Origin of the sequence: Miltoncostaea marina, from assembly GCF_018141525.1 — a bacterium.
In the GTDB taxonomy this organism is placed as follows: domain Bacteria; phylum Actinomycetota; class Thermoleophilia; order Miltoncostaeales; family Miltoncostaeaceae; genus Miltoncostaea; species Miltoncostaea marina.
Window position 1 is genome coordinate 91,329 of record NZ_CP064655.1, and the last position, 15,346, is coordinate 106,674.

A 15,346-nucleotide genomic window follows, 5' to 3' on the forward strand; every position below is an offset into this window, starting at 1 on the left:
GATCCGCAGATGCTGTGGACGCGACCTCGGCGGCGGTGCGCGGTCCGGAATCCCGCGCGGCGAGCCGTATCGGTACGGCGGCCCGGGTGACCACCCGGCCCACACGGCACGGCGAGCCGCCCATCGCGACCCCCGCGCCGGACCGCCGGCACGCGCGCCGCGACGCCCGCTTCCTGCCCCTGCTGTCCGGCCCGGCGGGCGCGGCGGCGGTGCGGCGGGTGCTGTCGGTGGCGGTGCTGGTGACGATCGACGTGACCGCCTGCTTCGCCGGGGTCTACGCGGCGCTGGCGATCAAGCTGCTCGTGCAGGGGCAGGCGGTCGATTCGGGCGCCATCTGGGCGGTGGAGCAGAAGGCGCTGCCCCTGGCGGCCGCGACGATGATCCTGGTCTTCGCCAAGAACCGCCTCTACGCGCCGCGCGAGCAGCGCGGCGGCGCGGCGCGGGTGCTGTCGTCGGTGACGCTGTCGACGCTCGTGGTGCTGGCGGTGACGCTCGTGGCCGGGTGGCGTTTCGACACCTACTACATCTTCTACGCGTCCTGGTTCCTGGTGAGCGTGCTGGTCGTGGCGCTGCGGGCGAGCTACGACAGCGTGACCGCGCTCGCCCTGGACGCGCTGCGGTTCGAGCGGCGGGCGCTGCTGGTCGGGTCGCCGGCGCTCGTCTCGTCGATCGCGGCGAGCCTCGAGCGCTCGGAGAGCCGCCAGGGCGTGCCCTACCGGGTGGTCGGCTCGCATCAGCTGATCGCCGGGCTCGGGCGCGAGGGCGCGGGCGGCGCGGCGGGCGAGCTGCGCCGGGCGCTCGACCCGGAGGCCGTGGACGAGGTGATCCTCACCGGCTGGGCGGGCGACGACGCGCCGGTGCTGGAGCTGCTCGAGGTGTGCCGCCGGCGCGGCCTGCCGGTGCGGCTCGCGCCCACGACGGCGGAGCTGCTGTCGCACTCGGTGCAGGCCGTGCCGGCCCCGGGCCTGCCGCTGTTCGAGCTGCGGCCGCCGGTGCTGGGCGGCGCCGCCTTCCTCGCCAAGCGCGCCTTCGACCTGGTGGTGGGCTCGCTGCTCGGCCTGCTGCTGATGCCGGTGCTCGCGGCGGCCGCGGTGGCGATCCGGCTGGAGGACGGCGGCCCGGTGCTGCACCGCGACCGGCGGGTCGGCGTGGAGGAGCACGAGTTCACCTGCTTCAAGCTGCGCACGATGCGGGTGGGCGCCCACCTGGAGCAGGACCGGCTCGAGCACGCCAACGAGGCTGACGGCGCCATCTTCAAGATGCGCGCCGACCCGCGCGTGACCCGGGTGGGCCGGGTGCTGCGGCGGCTGTCGATCGACGAGCTGCCGCAGCTCTGGAACGTCCTGCGCGGCGAGATGTCGCTCGTGGGGCCGCGGCCGCTGCCGCTACGCGACTACCAGCGGCTGGACGACCTCCACAAGAAGCGATACCTGGTGCTGCCCGGGCTCACCGGGCTGTGGCAGGTGAGCGGCCGCAGCGAGCTGTCGTTCGACGACCTGGTGCGGCTCGACTTCTATTACATCGAGACGTGGTCGATCTGGCTCGACCTGACGATCATGGCGCGCACGATCCCGGTGGTGCTGGGCCGCAAGGGTGCCTATTGAGCCCCCGCTGGGGCGCCTCGGCGCGCGGCGCGGGCGCGCGCGGCGACGCGCGGTCGTCGGCGGGGGAGCCCGGTGGACTCCCGCAGCCGGCGGCGGCCGGCGGGCCCGGCGCGGCCGCGGGGGGCGATCCCGACCCCGACGCGCTGCTCGTGGCGCTGCGGCGCGCGGGCGGCGAGCCGCCGCTGCCGCCGCTCCGCATCCCCGAGCCCGCCGCCTCGGCGCGGCGCGGGCCGGCGGGCCGGCTGGTCTCGTCCGCGCGGCGCGCGGTCGTGCGCCTGCTGACCCCCGAGCTCGCGGGCCTGCTCGCCCAGCTCGAGCGCGACCGCCACCGCCAGCGCGCCGAGATCGCCCGCCTCGAGCGCCGGGTCGCCGACCTGGAGCGCGAGCGGGGCGGCTGAGCGCGTGCGGGTCGCGTTCGTCGTCCAGCGGTACGGCGAGGGCGTGGCGGGCGGCGCGGAGGCGCTCTGCCGCGCCACCGCGCGGGCGCTGGCGGCGCGAGGGGACGAGGTCGAGATCTACACGACCACCGCCCGCGACTACCTGACCTGGGCGCCGCACTTCGCGCCGGGGACCGAGCGGGACGGCGACGTGGTCGTTCACCGCTTTCCGGCCGAGCCGCCGGACCCGTCGCGGTCGGCCGCGCTCGTGCGGCGCCTGTCGCTGGCCGGCGGCGGCGACGCCGCCGAGGAGCGGGCCTGGGCGCTGGCGCAGGGTCCCGTGGCCCCGGGCATGCTGCGGGCGCTGGCCGGCGCCCGGGCGCGTCACGAGGCGCTCGCGCTGTGGACCTACCTGTACGCCACCTCGCAGCTGGCGTTGCCGCTGGCCCGGGAGCGCTCCGTGCTCGTGCCGCTGGCCCACGACGAGCCGATGCTGCGCTTCGCGCTCAGTCGCGGCCTGGTGCGGATGGCGGCGGGGCTGGCGTTCATGACGCCCGAGGAGCGGCGGCTGGTGGACGACCTGCACGGCATCCGCGGCCGGCCGGAGGCGATCGTGGGCGCGGGGCTCGACCCCGCCCCGGCCGGCGACGGGGCGCGGGCGCGCGCGCGGCTCGCCGCCCTGCCGCCCCGGTTCGCGCTCTACGTGGGGCGGGTGGACGCCGCCAAGGGCCTCGACGCGCTCGTGCGCGCCCACGCCCGCTACCGGGCCGCGGGCGGCAGCCTGGCGCTGGTGCTGGCCGGCCGGCCGGCCGGCCAGCTGGCGCTGCCGGCCTGGGTGCGGACGACCGGGTTCGTGGACGAGGCGACCCGCGCCGACCTGCTGGACGCCGCGGAGGTCGTCGTGGTGCCCTCGGCCAACGAGAGCCTCTCGCTGCTCGCGCTGGAGGCCTGGGGCGCCGGCCGGCCGACGCTCGCCACGGCGCGCTCCGACGTGCTGGCCGGGCAGACGGCCCGCTCGGGCGGCGGCCTGCTCTACACCGACGACCTCACCTACGCGCGCCAGCTCTCGCGCCTCGCGGCCGACCCCAGATTGCGCGAGGCGCTCGGCGGGATGGGCCGGCGCTGGGTCGCCGGGCAGACCTGGGACGCGTGCGCCCGCCGCTGGCGGGGCCTGCTCGCGCGCGTCCGGCGTCCCCTGGCCGCCCGCTGACGCCGACGGCCCCGCCCAGGTGGGCGGACGGGGCCGTCGGGGCGGGGGCTCGGGGCGCCCGGGCTACTTGATGAAGAGCATCTCCGAGTAGCGCGGCAGCGGCCACAGGTCGTCGGCCACCGTGCGCTCGAGCCAATCGGCGACCTCGCGCACCGCGGCCACCGCCTCCATCACCGTGTCGCGCATGTAGCGGGCCTCGTCCATGAGGTCCTGCGGGTGGTTCTCGTCGAGGTTGGCCCGCTGGAGCGTCTTGATGGCCGCCTCGAACTCGCCGATCATCGCCGCGGTCTCCTGGGCGAGGGTGGTGAGCCCCGCGTCCTTCAGCAGCACCAGGTGGCGCGCCGCCGCCGGCAGCAGCATCGTCGCCGCGATGTCCGCGGCCGTCTCGGCCTCGATGTTGAGCTTGATGACGTACTGCTCGAGGGCGACCTCGTAGCGCGAGTGCAGCTCGCGCTCGTTGAGCACGCCGTAGTTGCCGAACAGCGCCGTCGTCTGCTCCGAGACCATCTCCGGCAGGGCGTCGGGCGTGCTGCGCAGGTTGAGCAGCCCGCGGCGCGCGGCCTCCTGGTGCCACTCCTCGGAGTATCCGTCGCCGTCGAAGACGATCCGGCCGGCCTGCGCGTACGTCGACTTGATCACGCCCGAGAGCGCGTCCTCGACCGTGCCGCCGCCCGTCACCGCCCGCTCGAGCTCCTCGCAGAGGTCGTCGATCGCCTCGGCGACGATCGTGTTGAGCACCGTGTTCGGGAAGCTCGGCGACTGGCTGGAGCCGAGCGCCCGGAACTCGAAGCGGTTGCCGGTGAACGCGAACGGGCTGGTGCGGTTGCGGTCGCCCGTGTCGCGCGGCAGGTCGGGCAGCACGTGCGTGCCGAGGTTCATCACCTCGCGGGCCACGCTGACGGCGGGCTCGCCGGCGGCGATCGCCGTGAAGACGTCCTCGAGCTCCTTGCCGAGGAAGATCGAGATGATCGCCGGCGGGGCCTCGTTGGCGCCGAGCCGGTGGTCCTGGCCGGCCCCCGCGATGGAGGCGCGCAGCAGGCCCTGGTGCTTGTCGACGGCCTTGATCACCGCCGTGGCGAAGAACAGGAACTGCAGGTTGTCGTGCGGCGTCTCGCCCGGGTCGAGCAGGTTGGCGTCGTCGGTGCTCATCGACCAGTTGTTGTGCTTGCCCGAGCCGTTCACGCCGGCGAACGGCTTCTCGTGCAGCAGGCACACCAGGCCGTAGCGGCGGGCCACGTTCTGCATCACCTGCATGCAGAGCTGCTGGTTGTCGGTGCCGATGTTCGAGTTCTCGAAGACGGGCGCGATCTCGTACTGCGCCGGCGCCACCTCGTTGTGGCGGGTCTTGATCGGCACGCCGAGCTTGCCGAGCTCGCGCTCCACCTCGAGCATGTAGGCGAGCACCCGCTCGGGGATCGAGCCGAAGTAGTGGTCGTCGAGCTGCTGGCCCTTCGCCGGCTTGGCGCCGAACAGCGTGCGGCCGGTCGCCACCAGGTCGGGGCGCTGGTAGAAGAACTGCTCGTCGATCAGGAAGTACTCCTGCTCCGGCCCGATCGTCGTGAAGACGCGCTGGGTCGTCTCGTCGCCGAACAGGCGCAGCGCGCGCAGGGCCGACTTGTTGAGCGCGGCCATCGAGCGCAGGAGCGGGATCTTCGTGTCGAGCGCCTCGCCGGTCCAGGAGGCGAACGCCGTCGGGATGCAGAGGTACGCCCCGTTCGGGTTCTCCATGATGAACGCGGGGCTGGTCGGGTCCCAGGCGGTGTAGCCGCGCGCCTCGAAGGTGGCGCGGATGCCGCCGCTCGGGAAGCTCGAGGCGTCCGGCTCGCCGCGGATCAGCTCCTTGCCGGAGAAGTGGGCGATCGACGCGCCGTCGACCGGCGAGAAGAACGAGTCGTGCTTCTCGGCGGTCGAGCCGGTCAGGGGCTGGAACCAGTGGGTGTAGTGGGTCGCCCCCTTGCCGAGCGCCCAGTCCTTCATGGCGAGCGCGACCGCGTCGGCCAGGCTCGGGTCCAGGGGCTCGCCCCGCTCGATGGTGGCCTGCAGCTGCCGGTAGACGTCCTTCGGCAGGCGCGCGCGCTGCTCGTCGGGGCCGAAGACGTTCGCGCCGTAGACGGAGGCACCGGGAATGGTCAGGTCGCCGGGCTGGACGGCGGAGCCGTTGGGGCTCCACTGCGCGGCGATGACGTTGCTCTCACGGACTCTGGGCATGGCTTGGCGGGGCCCTCCTTGTGTGTGCTCGGGCGGCACCGGATGGTACGACCGGGTACCCATCGGACGTCTTGTGACCATGGGCCAAACGCGGCGGCGGATCTTTCGCCGCGTGGACAAACGTCGCCGACCGGGCCGGGGCCTGCTTGAAACCCGGTTCCCCGCCGCCCATTGTGGTGGCCGTGACCGCCCACGCACCGATCGCAGCGCCCGCCGGCGAGGCCGCCACCCTGGCCGACCTGATGCGCCTGGCGGCCCTCGCGGGGACCCGCCTGGTGCCGCCCAGGGCCCCGCTCGACGCCGCGGTCACCTCCATCGTGCTGGCCGACGCCGACGCCCCGGCCGAGGCGGGCGCGCTGCTCGTCGCGCCCGAGCCGCCGGCCGAGGTGCCCGCCGGGTGCGTGGCCGTGCTCTGCCGCGCCGCGCCGCCCCGCGGGGTCGGCGTGCCGGCGCTCGTGCTGCCGCCGGGGGCCGCCTGGGGCGAGGTGATCGCCGCGCTGGCGAGCGCGGTGACCGGCGGCGGCGCCCAGGCGGCGGCGGCCCGGGCCCGGGCCGGCCTGCGCGCCCCGCTCGTGGAGGGGCGCGGCCACGCGGGCATCGCCGAGGCGGCCGCGACGATGCTCGGCACCCCGGTGGCGATCCTCGACGAGTACCTCGACGTGCGCGGCGCGCACGGGCTCGACGCGGAGCAGGAGGCCTTCCTCGCCGAGGCCATCGTGCGCGCCCGCGGCCACGGGCCGGCCTCGGTGATGGGCCCGTTCGTCGAGGAGCGCATGCCGGGCGTCCGCCGCGATGCCATCACCGGGCCCGCGGGCCCGGTGGGCGTGCTCGTCGCCTGGCTGGGCGACCCGCTCTCGCCGGTGGAGCGGGGCATCGTCACCGAGGTCTGCGAGGCCGCCGTGATGGAGCGGGCGCGCGAGGAGGTCGTCACCGCGACCGAGTCGCGGCTGCGGGGCGACCTCATCGAGGAGCTGATGGCCGGCGAGGCGGTCAGCCGCGAGTCGATCGTGCGCCGGGCCCGCCACCTGGGCGCCGACCTGTCGGACGGCGCCGTCGCGCTCATCGGGACGCTGCAGGACCCCCACACGGAGGGGCGCCTGATCACCGACCCGCGCCTCGTGCGGCGCTTCCTGCAGCAGGCGCGCGCGGCGATCGACCTGCACTGGCCGCGCTCGCTGGTCGACTGGAACGAAGGCCGGCTGCTCGCCCTGCTGCCGCCCGCGGGCCGGGGCGCGGGGGGCGACCCCACCCGCGAGGAGATCGAGGCCCAGGCGTTCACGCTCGGCAAGCGCCTGCTCGGCGCCACGCGCGCCACCGTCCCCGGGCTGGCGCTCACCCTCGCGCTCTCGCGCTACACGCCCGAGCCCGAGCGCCTCGGCGTGGCGCTCGACGAGTCGCGCCTCGCGCTGTCGATCGGCGAGCGGCTGGGGCGCATCGGCGAGGTCGTGACCTTCGAGGAGACCGGCACCTACAAGCTGCTCTTCCAGATCTTCGCGGACCGCCCGGAGGAGCTGATCGCCTTCTACGACCAGACCATCGCGCCGCTCGTCCGCTACGACGAGCAGTACCAGACGGAGCTCGTCGGCACGCTCTCCACCTACCTGGGCAACGACTGCAACCTGGCCGCCACGGCGAGCACCCTCTACACGCACCGCCACACGGTGCGGTACCGGCTCGACCGCATCGCGGAGCTGTCCGGGCTCGACATCGGCAGGACCGACGACCGCGAGAAGCTCTCGCTGGGCCTGAAGGCCATGCGGTTGCTCGGCCGGCGCGTCGCGGTCCCCGCCGGGAAGGCCGCCAGGCGCAAGGCGAGTTGACCCGGGCGGGCCGCTACCCTGTGGCCATGCGCGATCCCTCCACCCGTCCCCACCGCGGCGAGCCGATGCGCTGCCCGTCGTGCGGCACCCGCCTGGTCGAGCTCGAGCGCAGCGACGTGCTCATCGACGCCTGCCCGGAGTGCCGCGGCGTCTGGCTCGACCGCGGCGAGCTCGACCGCATCCTCGACCGCGAGCGGCGCGCCGCCGCCGGCGTGCGCGACGACGACGAGGACTTCTTCGTCGAGATGGAGGGCCGGCGCGGCGGTGGGCGCCGCGAGGCGCCGCGCGACGACGACCGCGACCGCGACCGGGACCGCGATCGGCCCAGGCGCCGCCGCAAGGGCCTGCTCGAGGACCTCTTCGACCTCGACTTCTAGGCCGTCGCGGCGCGCAGCAGCGCCGCCAGGCGCGCCGCCCAGGGGCCCGGGCGGCCGTCGCCGACCGGCGCGCCGTCGACCGCCACGACGGCGGTCGCCCCGCGCAGCGCGCTGACGAGCACGATCTCGTCGGCCCCGCGCCAGCCCGCCTCGTCGAGCGCGGCCTCGCGCACCGGCAGCGACTCCATCACCAGCTCGCGCGCGACGCCCGGCAACAGCCCGTCGGCCGGCGCGGTCACGAGCGCGCCGCCGACCGCGCAGACCACGTTGGCGACCGCGGCCTCGCCCAGCCGGCCGCGGTCGTCGAGCAGCAGCGCGTGGTCGGCGCCGGCGGCCTCCGCGCGGCGCTGGCTCCAGCGGTGGCCCGCGTAGGAGAGCGTCTTGTGCTCGGCGATCCGGTTGCCGGGCAGCCAGGCGCCGCGCACGGCCGCCGCGCGCGCCGTCCCGGGGGCCTCCGGCAGCGGCGCCTCGGGCGCGGCCTCCACCAGCACGGAGGGCAGCGCCGTCACCCGCAGCCGCACCCGCAGGTCGCCCCCCCCGGCCGCCGCGACCGCCTCCGCGACGGCCCGCTCCAGCGTCCCGCGGCCGGGCAGCGGCCCGATGCCGAGCGCGCGCGCGGAGCCCTCCATGCGCCGCAGGTGGCGCTCCAGCAGCGGCACGCGACCGCCCGCGCCGCGCATCGTCTCGAACAGCCCCTCGCCCCAGCGGACGCCCGGGTCGGCGATCGGCAGCGCCGCCGCGGCCGGGTCGACCAGCGCGCCGTCGAGCCAGACGACCGGTGTGTGAGAATGCCCCGCCAGAGATCCCGGTCCCCGGCTCGAGGAGCGCAGCATGCGGCAGACTATCGCCTTCCAGGCGACCAACTTCGACTGCTCGCCGGTGCAGGTGGAGATCGAGGACGACGGCGAGGTCCCCGACCCCGAGAGCCTGCCGGTGGCGCTGCTCGCCTTCGAGAGCGGCCCGAACGTCGTGCTCACGCTGCCGCTCGCCACGGCCGACGCCGAGAACATGATGAACGCGTTCACCCAGGCCGAGCCGTACCGCCAGGAGACCGCCGACGCGGGCGGCTGGCAGCCGCAGCCGTCGGGCCTGCCGGAGGGCCTGTTCTGGGCCCTGCAGCCCAACGTGGTCGGCGTCTCGGTCACGCCGCCGCAGGACACGCCGGACGGCCTGGTGCCGCACTGGACGCTCGCGTTCGACGACGAGGACGGCAGCCAGGTGCAGGTCGCGGTCAGCGACCCCATGTGCGTCCAGATCGTGCGCGCGCTCGCCGACGTGGCGAACGGCGAGCTGGGGGCGCAGGAGGACTGAGGGGGCGGCGGGGCGGGGCGCCCGCCCCGCCGCCCGGTCCCGCGGGGCTACGCCGCGACCGGCTCCCGGTCGAGGGAGCGCGACAGCCGGCGGATGGCCTGGACGAGCTCGTTGGGCCGCTCGACGGCCACGTTGTGGCCGGCCTCGCGCACCACGTGGAAGCGCGCGTTCTGCATCCACGCCGACAGCTCGCGCTGCACCTCGGCCGGGACCGCCCGGTCGGCGGCGCCGGCGACGACGATCACCGGCGCGTCGACCTGGGCCAGCGCGCCGCGCCAGTCCGGGCGCGTGCCCATGGCCTCGGCGGCGAGCGCGGCGCCCTCGGCGCCGGCACGCTCGCGCAGCGCCCGCGCGGCCCGCGCCCAGCGGTCCTGGCCCTCGGGGTCCTCGCCGCGCGGGCCGACGCCCGACACCACCAGGCCGGAGATCAGCCCCGGGTGGCCCAGGGCCAGCGCCAGGCCGGTCGCCGCGCCCAGGCCGACGCCCACCAGCAGCGCGTCGCCGCCCTCGGCGGCGACCAGCCGGGCCACGTCCGACGCGAAGTCGTCGACGCTCCAGGGGCCGTGCGGGGTGGGCGAGGCGCCGTGGCCCCGCAGGTCCGGCGCCACGATCTCGAACTCGCCGCTGACGGCGGCGAGCGCGTCGATCATGCTGCTGCCCGTCTGTCCCAGGTCGTGCAGGGCCACGAGCAGGGGCCCCTCCCCACGACGGTGGACGGCGAGCTCGATGGCGGGCGGCAGTGAAGGCATCAGCGGCGCTCCTGTAAACCACTGTGATACACGTTTGCTGGTGAGAGTAGCCCCAATTGCTGGACCGGTCAAACGTTGACGACCGGCAGCGAGTTCGTCCTCCTCGCCGGGCGCCCTGCGCTCGACCTCTGCAATACCCAGTACGGGGGCCGGGATCTCCTCGGATGTGCCGACGACCTCGCGCGCTGGTTCGTGGCCGCCGGGCTTGCCGACGTGCCGCCGGGCGTGTCGCGGCGCGACCTGGGCGCCGCGCGGGGGCTGCGCGACGGCCTGCGGACCGCGCTGCTCGCCTCCGACGGGCCCGCGGTCGCGACGCTGGCGCAGGGCTGGCTGCTCCGGGCGCCCGGGCGCCTCGCCGTGGAGCCCGGCACGCTCGAGCCGCGCTTCACGCCGCAGGACCAGACCTGCGCCTGCCTGCTGGTGGCGGCGGTCCTCGACGCGCTCGAGCTGGTGCGCGACCTGCCCGGCCGGGTGCGCGAGTGCGCCGCGCCCGGGTGCGGCGTGGTCTACCTCGACACCAGCCGCAACCGCAGCCGGCGCTGGTGCTCGATGGAGCGCTGCGGGGCGCGGGCGAAGGCCTCGGCCTACTACCAGCGCCACCGCGGCGAGGCCGGCGGACGGGGCGCCGACGCCGCCGGCTAGGGCAGCCGCCGCACCAGGAAGCCGCGCACGGCGGCCGCGAACTCCTCCGGGCGCTCCAGCGGGGCCAGGTGGCCGGCCCCCGGCAGCACCACGAGCTCGGCGTCGGGCAGGCCGGCCGCCAGCGCCTCGGCCATCGCCGGCGGGGTGAGCGCGTCCTGGGCGCCCACCAGCACCAGCGCCGGCGCGGCGATGCGGGGCAGGTCGGGCCGCCGGTCGGCGCGCCCCGCGAGCGCGGCGAGCGCTCCGGCCACGGCCTCGGGCGACTGCCGGCCGGCGATCGCGCGGACGGCCCGCGCGGCGTCGTCGGCGTCCGGGGCCACCGCGCCGGGCACGAACTCGTCGAGCCAGGCGGCCGTGCCCTCGGCGAGCACGCGCTCGGCGGTCCGCGCACGCCCCGCGGCGGCCTCGGCCGTGTCGGGCTCCGCCCGGGTGTCGGCGAGCACGAGGGCGGCGACGCGCTCGGGGTGCCGCGCGGCCAGCGACAGGGCGACGTAGCCGCCCAACGAGCACCCGGCCACGACGGCGCGCCCCGTCGGGGAGGCGTCCGAGATGCGGGCGGCGACGGCGTCGGCGAAGCCGTCGACGCCCGCCCCCCGCTGCGGTGGCGCCGCGCCGAAGCCCGGGAACTCGGGGACGAGGGCCGGCCGGGCGTCCCCCAGTGCCCGCCGCGCGGGTTCCCAGAAGCCCGCGTCGAGCGGGAACGGGTGGAGCAGCACGATGGGCTCGCGCGGGGGCATCCGCGACACCGTACCCGGCGCGCCCGCCCGGCGCGACGCGGGGCGGGCCGGGGCGCTACGGTTGTCCGCGTGAGCACCCGGACACCCGTCGCGACCGTCGGGCCGGAGCGTCGGCGCCAGGGCAGCCTCGGCGGCCTGGTCCCGAGCTCCGCCGTCGCCCGCGACGGCGACACGCTGGTCGTCGCGCTCTGCGTCGAGCTGCACGCCGAGGGCGCCGTGCTGCCCCTGCTGGTGCTCTCCGACGCCCCCGGCCTGCTGGGCTGGGACCCCGTCACGGGGCTGCGCGTGCGCGACGACGGCGGCCGCGAGTACGAGGTCGCCAACCTCGCCCAGCAGGCCGGCCTGGGCGCCCTCCAGACGGCCGTCTGGATCGCCCCTTCACCGCCCCCCGAGGCCCGCCGGCTCGTGCTCGAGGTGAGCGGGCTCGTGCGCACGGCCGTCTCGCGCGGCGGCGGGGTGGAGCGGCCGCTGGCGGGCGCGACCTGGTCGCTCGAGATCGACCTGGTGCCGCCGCGCACCGCGGCCCCCCTGCCGGAGGAGCCGGCCGGCGGCGCCCCCGCGCCCCGCCCGGCCCGGGTCCCGGCCCGCCGGTTCGCCGGCTTCCGGGGGCTGCTGCCCATCGGCCAGGCGCGGGTCGCGCGCAACGCGACCGTCTGCCTCTGGGCGCTCGAGCGCTACGACGACCGGGCGGTGCTGAGCGTCGGCACGCTCGCCGACGAGCCGCTGCGGGTCGCGCCGCTCACGCCGGGGGCGGGCGAGGTCGAGGTGTGGGACGACCGCGGCACCCGGTACGAGGTCACGCCGATCCACGGCGCCGCCCGCCCGGGCTGGAGCGAGACGAGCCTCGAGGTGACGCCGGGCGTCGCCCCGGACGCCGCGGTGCTGGGGGTGCGGCTGCGCGACCTGCCGGGCCAGGGCCCGGACGACGCGGCCGGCGGGCTGGCGGGACCCTTCGAGTTCGGCGTCGCCGGCCCCGCCGCGCGGTGACCGGCCCGCGGGGGCCCGTCTGGGTCGTCCTGCCGACCTACGAGGAGGCGGAGAACGTCCAGTTGATGCTGCGGGCCGTGCTGGCCACGGCGGACCGCGCCGGCCTCGACCTGCGCGTGCTGGTGGTCGACGACGGCTCGCCGGACGGCACGGCGGACCTCGCCGCGGCGGTCGCCGCCGCCGACGGCCGGGTGGCGGTGCTGCGGCGGGCGGCGAAGGAGGGGATCGGGCCGGCCTACCGGGCCGGCTTCCGCCGGGCGCTCGACGAGGGCGCGCGGCTCGTGGTCGAGATGGACTGCGACTTCTCCCACGACCCGGCCCGCCTGCCGGCGCTCGTGGCGGCGGCCGCCGACGCCGACCTCGTGCTCGGCTCGCGCTACGTGCGCGGCGGCGGCGTCGCCCGCTGGGGGCCGCTGCGCCGCGCGATCAGCCGCGGCGGCTGCCTGTACGCGCAGGCCGTGCTGCGGGTGCCCGTGCGCGACCTGACCGGCGGCTTCAAGTGCTTCCGGCGCGAGGTGCTCGAGGCCATCCCGCTCGACGAGGTGACGGCGGCGGGCTACGGCTTCCAGATCGAGATGACCTACCGCGCGCTCGTGCTCGGCTTCCGGGTGGCCGAGGTGCCGATCGTCTTCACGGAGCGCGAGCGCGGCACCTCGAAGATGAGCCGGCGCATCGTGTGGGAGGCCGCCGCGCTCGTGCCGCGCCTGCGCCGCCGCCTCGGCGGGGCACGGGCGGCCGCCGCGGCGGCGACGCCGACGCCGACGCCGGAGCCGGACCCGGCCGCGCCCGCGCCCTAGCCCCGCAGGGCCGCCTCGGGGTCCTGCGGGTCGAGCCGGCGCACCTCGCGCCAGGCCGCCACCGCCCGCCGGTCGGGCCCCAGGAACACCGCGAGCGCCCGCCACGGCATGGGGTTGTCCGGCTGGAGCCGGGTCGCCTCGTGCAGCGCGCCGAGCGCGCGGGCGGGCTGCCCCAGCGCGTCGTAGGCGCGGGCCCGCAGGAGCAGGGGCGCCACCGAGAGCGGGTTGGCGGCGTGGGCGTCGCTCGCCTGGCGCAGGGCGGCGCGCTCCCGCCCGGCGGCCAGGGCGTCCTCGCCCGAGGCGGTCAGGCGCGCCGACCACCAGGGCAGGGCCGCGCTGAAGACGGCCGCGAGCGTGACCGCTGCGACGGCGGCCGCCGCGGCCCGGCCGGGCCGGCGACGGCCGGGCGCGAGGCCGGGGTCGGCCGCGGCGAGGACCACCCCGGCGGCGGCGAACGCCGGGACCGTGAGCGCGGGGACGGCCCAGGTCCAGTCGACGGCCGCCTGCAGGATCACGGCCGCCAGCATGGCGAGGGGCAGGCCTGTCTCGGGTCCCGCGCCGCGGCCGCCGGCGCGCAGCGCGGCCCACGCCACCGCCGCCACGAGCGCGGCGAACAGGGCCAGGCCCACGAGGCCGGTGCCCGAGAGCACCCGCAGCACCACCCCGTGCGGCTCGCGGGTGTTGAGCAGGTCGTCGCCCACCTCGCGCTCGGCCAGGTGGACGAGGGCGAACCCGCCGGCGCCCTGGCCGGTGAGGGGCGCGTCCGCGAAGCCGCGCCACGCCTCGCCCCACCAGCCGAGCCGCTGGTTGCCCGACGCGCTGACCAGCCGGGCCGGGTCGTTGGCGACCGCGTCGCCGCCCTCCCCGCGCAGCTCGGCGACCCGGTCGCCGGCCCAGTCCCGGCCCGCGGGCGTCGCCGCCACGGCGACGGCGCCGATCAGCACGAGCGCGGCGCCCGTCGCGGCCGCACGGCGGGCCGCCCGTCGCGGGTCGGCCGGCGGGCGCCGTCGCACGGCCTCGAGCGCGCCCCGGGTGATGAGCGCCGCCACCGCCATCCCCAGCGCGAGGCGCCAGCCCAGCCCCGCCCCGGCGCCCTCGCGCAGCGCGGCGGGCAGGCCGTCGGTGGAGAGGGCGGGGTCCGTGAGCGCGTGGGCCGCCGGCAGCGCCGCCCCGGCGGCGCCCGCGAGGAGCGCGGCCACGCCGGGGCCGCGGCGGGGCAGCACGGCCACCGTCACGCCCGCGGCCATCAGCAGCGACAGCACGCCGCCGCGCGAGTAGGTCAGCAGCACCGTCGTGGCCACGACGGCCACGCCGGCCGCGGCGGCGGGGGCGGTGCGGGCCGCCGGCCGCTCGCCGCCGGCCAGCCAGAGCAGCCCGGGCAGGGCGAGCACCGCGACCAGCGCGAGCGCGTTCCAGTAGCCGAGCGGCGCCGACATCCGCGCCAGCTCACCGTCCTCGCCGAGCACGCCCGGCAGGATCTTGGTGGCGAGCGCCGCGCCCACCGGCACGACGGCGGCCGCGGCCAGCCCCAGGGCGATCAGCCGCCCGGCGCGGGGCAGCACGGCGCCGAGCGCCGTCCCGGTCACGAGGGCGCAGAGCGCGATCGCCTGGCGGTTGGCGTCGGACCACGCCAGGTCGGGCGCCGCCGCCCAGAGGATCGACAGGGCCGCCCAGGCGGTCGACCCCGCCGCCGCGGCCAGCGCCAGGCGGCCCGGCCCCGAGCGGAGCGCCCGCGCCCGCCACCCCACGAGCAGGGCCGCCGCGGCGAGGGGCGCCCCGGCCGCCAGGGCGAGGAAGGCGCCGAGGGCGCCGCCGGTCTCCGCGGGCGCGAGGTCGATCCCGCCGCCGCCGAGCGCGAGGAGCGCCCATCCGGCCAGCGCGCCGGCGCCCAGCCACCAGGCCGCCGCGGGGACGGCCTCCGGCCGGGTGAGGCGTTCTTGTCGCCCCTCGGGGGCGCGGCTAGGATGCCCGGCGCCCTGGGGGCGCACGCCCCCGATCCCCCTCACCGGGTGGCTGCCCTGCTCCGACGCCCCGTATGGGTGATCATCTCTGTCGCGATGCTGCTCCTCGGCGTGACGGCCTCGGCGCTCGCCGGGGGGCGGGACGTGCTGGCCGACGCGCAGGATAGCCGCATCGACGGGTGCTATACGCGCGCGGAGTACCGCGAGGCGCTGCGCCTCGCGGGCGCCGACGAGGTGCTCTACGGCAACACGATCGAGATGATCGAGCTCGCCCAGTCGTCGCGCGTGGCGCGGCCGGGGCGCCCGTGCGGGGAGGCCGCGACCGTGCCCCGGCGGGCGGTGGAGGACCCCTCCGGCAGCCCGCGCGGCCTGCTCGCCGGCATGGCGCTGGCCGTGGGCCTGGTGGCCGTCGGCGCGGGCGCGCTCGCCGGCCGGCCCTCCCGCCGCGACGACGGCTGACGGCGCCCGCCGGCGGCGCCGGCGGCGGGACGTCCGGCCGATGTGCGACAACTGATGGACGCTGCGGGGAGATCCCTCACGGGAGGGCTTGCATCCTCCGCCACGTG

Annotated in this window: 15 protein-coding genes; 10 read left to right on the forward strand and 5 right to left on the reverse strand. The window is 77.6% G+C overall.

What is annotated here, in order from left to right:
• Positions 1 to 86 precede the first annotated feature (86 nt).
• Genes ITJ85_RS00415 through ITJ85_RS00425 form a run of 3 tightly spaced genes read left to right on the forward strand, consistent with a single transcriptional unit; the run spans position 87 to position 3,191 of the window.
• Entirely contained in the window at positions 87 to 1,604 is a 1,518-nt protein-coding gene (locus ITJ85_RS00415; RefSeq protein WP_217914383.1) for a sugar transferase, read from the forward strand.
• On the forward strand, positions 1,601 to 2,002 hold the full coding sequence (locus tag ITJ85_RS00420; RefSeq protein WP_217914384.1) for a hypothetical protein: 402 nt from the start codon (positions 1,601 to 1,603) through the stop codon (positions 2,000 to 2,002). The genes ITJ85_RS00415 and ITJ85_RS00420 overlap by 4 nt, the downstream gene beginning before the upstream one ends.
• A 4-nt stretch (positions 2,003 to 2,006) precedes the next feature.
• Positions 2,007 to 3,191, forward strand: coding sequence for a glycosyltransferase family 4 protein (locus ITJ85_RS00425; RefSeq protein WP_217914385.1), 1,185 nt, complete (start codon positions 2,007 to 2,009; stop codon positions 3,189 to 3,191).
• Between the two features lie 63 nt (positions 3,192 to 3,254).
• Here the strand turns inward: ITJ85_RS00425 and ITJ85_RS00430 are convergent, their stop codons facing one another.
• Positions 3,255 to 5,399, reverse strand: a complete 2,145-nt coding sequence (locus ITJ85_RS00430) for a glutamine synthetase III family protein (RefSeq protein WP_217914386.1) — start codon at positions 5,397 to 5,399, stop codon at positions 3,255 to 3,257.
• A 182-nt stretch (positions 5,400 to 5,581) separates the two neighbouring features.
• Between ITJ85_RS00430 and ITJ85_RS00435 the strand changes: the two genes are divergently transcribed.
• Positions 5,582 to 7,219, forward strand: a complete 1,638-nt coding sequence (locus ITJ85_RS00435; RefSeq protein WP_217914387.1) for a PucR family transcriptional regulator — start codon at positions 5,582 to 5,584, stop codon at positions 7,217 to 7,219.
• A 26-nt stretch (positions 7,220 to 7,245) separates the two neighbouring features.
• Positions 7,246 to 7,596, forward strand: a complete 351-nt coding sequence (locus tag ITJ85_RS00440; protein WP_217914388.1) for a TFIIB-type zinc ribbon-containing protein — start codon at positions 7,246 to 7,248, stop codon at positions 7,594 to 7,596.
• On the opposite strand, the gene ITJ85_RS00445 is transcribed toward ITJ85_RS00440, so the two are convergent.
• Entirely contained in the window at positions 7,593 to 8,429 is an 837-nt protein-coding gene (locus tag ITJ85_RS00445) for an aminotransferase class IV (protein ID WP_217914389.1), read from the reverse strand. The two genes, ITJ85_RS00440 and ITJ85_RS00445, sit on opposite strands and share 4 nt — an antisense overlap.
• Here ITJ85_RS00445 and ITJ85_RS00450 point away from each other — a divergent pair.
• A complete protein-coding gene (locus ITJ85_RS00450; protein WP_217914390.1) occupies positions 8,428 to 8,907 on the forward strand; it encodes a hypothetical protein in 480 nt (159 codons plus the stop codon). The genes ITJ85_RS00445 and ITJ85_RS00450 overlap by 2 nt on opposite strands.
• Positions 8,908 to 8,954: 47 nt before the next feature.
• On the opposite strand, the gene ITJ85_RS00455 is transcribed toward ITJ85_RS00450, so the two are convergent.
• On the reverse strand, positions 8,955 to 9,656 hold the full coding sequence (locus tag ITJ85_RS00455) for an alpha/beta fold hydrolase (RefSeq protein ID WP_217914391.1): 702 nt from the start codon (positions 9,654 to 9,656) through the stop codon (positions 8,955 to 8,957).
• Positions 9,657 to 9,731: 75 nt separating this feature from the next.
• On the opposite strand from ITJ85_RS00455, the gene ITJ85_RS00460 reads away from it, so the two are divergent.
• A complete protein-coding gene (locus tag ITJ85_RS00460) occupies positions 9,732 to 10,298 on the forward strand; it encodes a CGNR zinc finger domain-containing protein (RefSeq protein ID WP_217914392.1) in 567 nt (188 codons plus the stop codon).
• On the opposite strand, the gene ITJ85_RS00465 is transcribed toward ITJ85_RS00460, so the two are convergent.
• Positions 10,295 to 11,035: an alpha/beta fold hydrolase gene (locus tag ITJ85_RS00465; RefSeq protein WP_217914393.1), complete on the reverse strand. Its 741-nt coding sequence runs from the start codon at positions 11,033 to 11,035 to the stop codon at positions 10,295 to 10,297. The genes ITJ85_RS00460 and ITJ85_RS00465 overlap by 4 nt on opposite strands.
• 69 nt (positions 11,036 to 11,104) lie before the next feature.
• On the opposite strand from ITJ85_RS00465, the gene ITJ85_RS00470 reads away from it, so the two are divergent.
• Both ITJ85_RS00470 and ITJ85_RS00475 read left to right on the forward strand, forming a co-directional pair.
• Positions 11,105 to 12,022, forward strand: coding sequence for a hypothetical protein (locus ITJ85_RS00470; protein ID WP_217914394.1), 918 nt, complete (start codon positions 11,105 to 11,107; stop codon positions 12,020 to 12,022).
• On the forward strand, positions 12,019 to 12,819 hold the full coding sequence (locus ITJ85_RS00475) for a polyprenol monophosphomannose synthase (protein ID WP_217914395.1): 801 nt from the start codon (positions 12,019 to 12,021) through the stop codon (positions 12,817 to 12,819). Before ITJ85_RS00470 ends, ITJ85_RS00475 begins: the two co-directional genes overlap by 4 nt.
• On the opposite strand, the gene ITJ85_RS00480 is transcribed toward ITJ85_RS00475, so the two are convergent.
• A complete protein-coding gene (locus ITJ85_RS00480; protein WP_217914396.1) occupies positions 12,816 to 14,825 on the reverse strand; it encodes an O-antigen ligase family protein in 2,010 nt (669 codons plus the stop codon). The genes ITJ85_RS00475 and ITJ85_RS00480 overlap by 4 nt on opposite strands.
• A 51-nt stretch (positions 14,826 to 14,876) precedes the next feature.
• Between ITJ85_RS00480 and ITJ85_RS00485 the strand changes: the two genes are divergently transcribed.
• A complete protein-coding gene (locus ITJ85_RS00485) occupies positions 14,877 to 15,239 on the forward strand; it encodes a hypothetical protein (protein WP_217914397.1) in 363 nt (120 codons plus the stop codon).
• Positions 15,240 to 15,346: the final 107 nt, after the last annotated feature.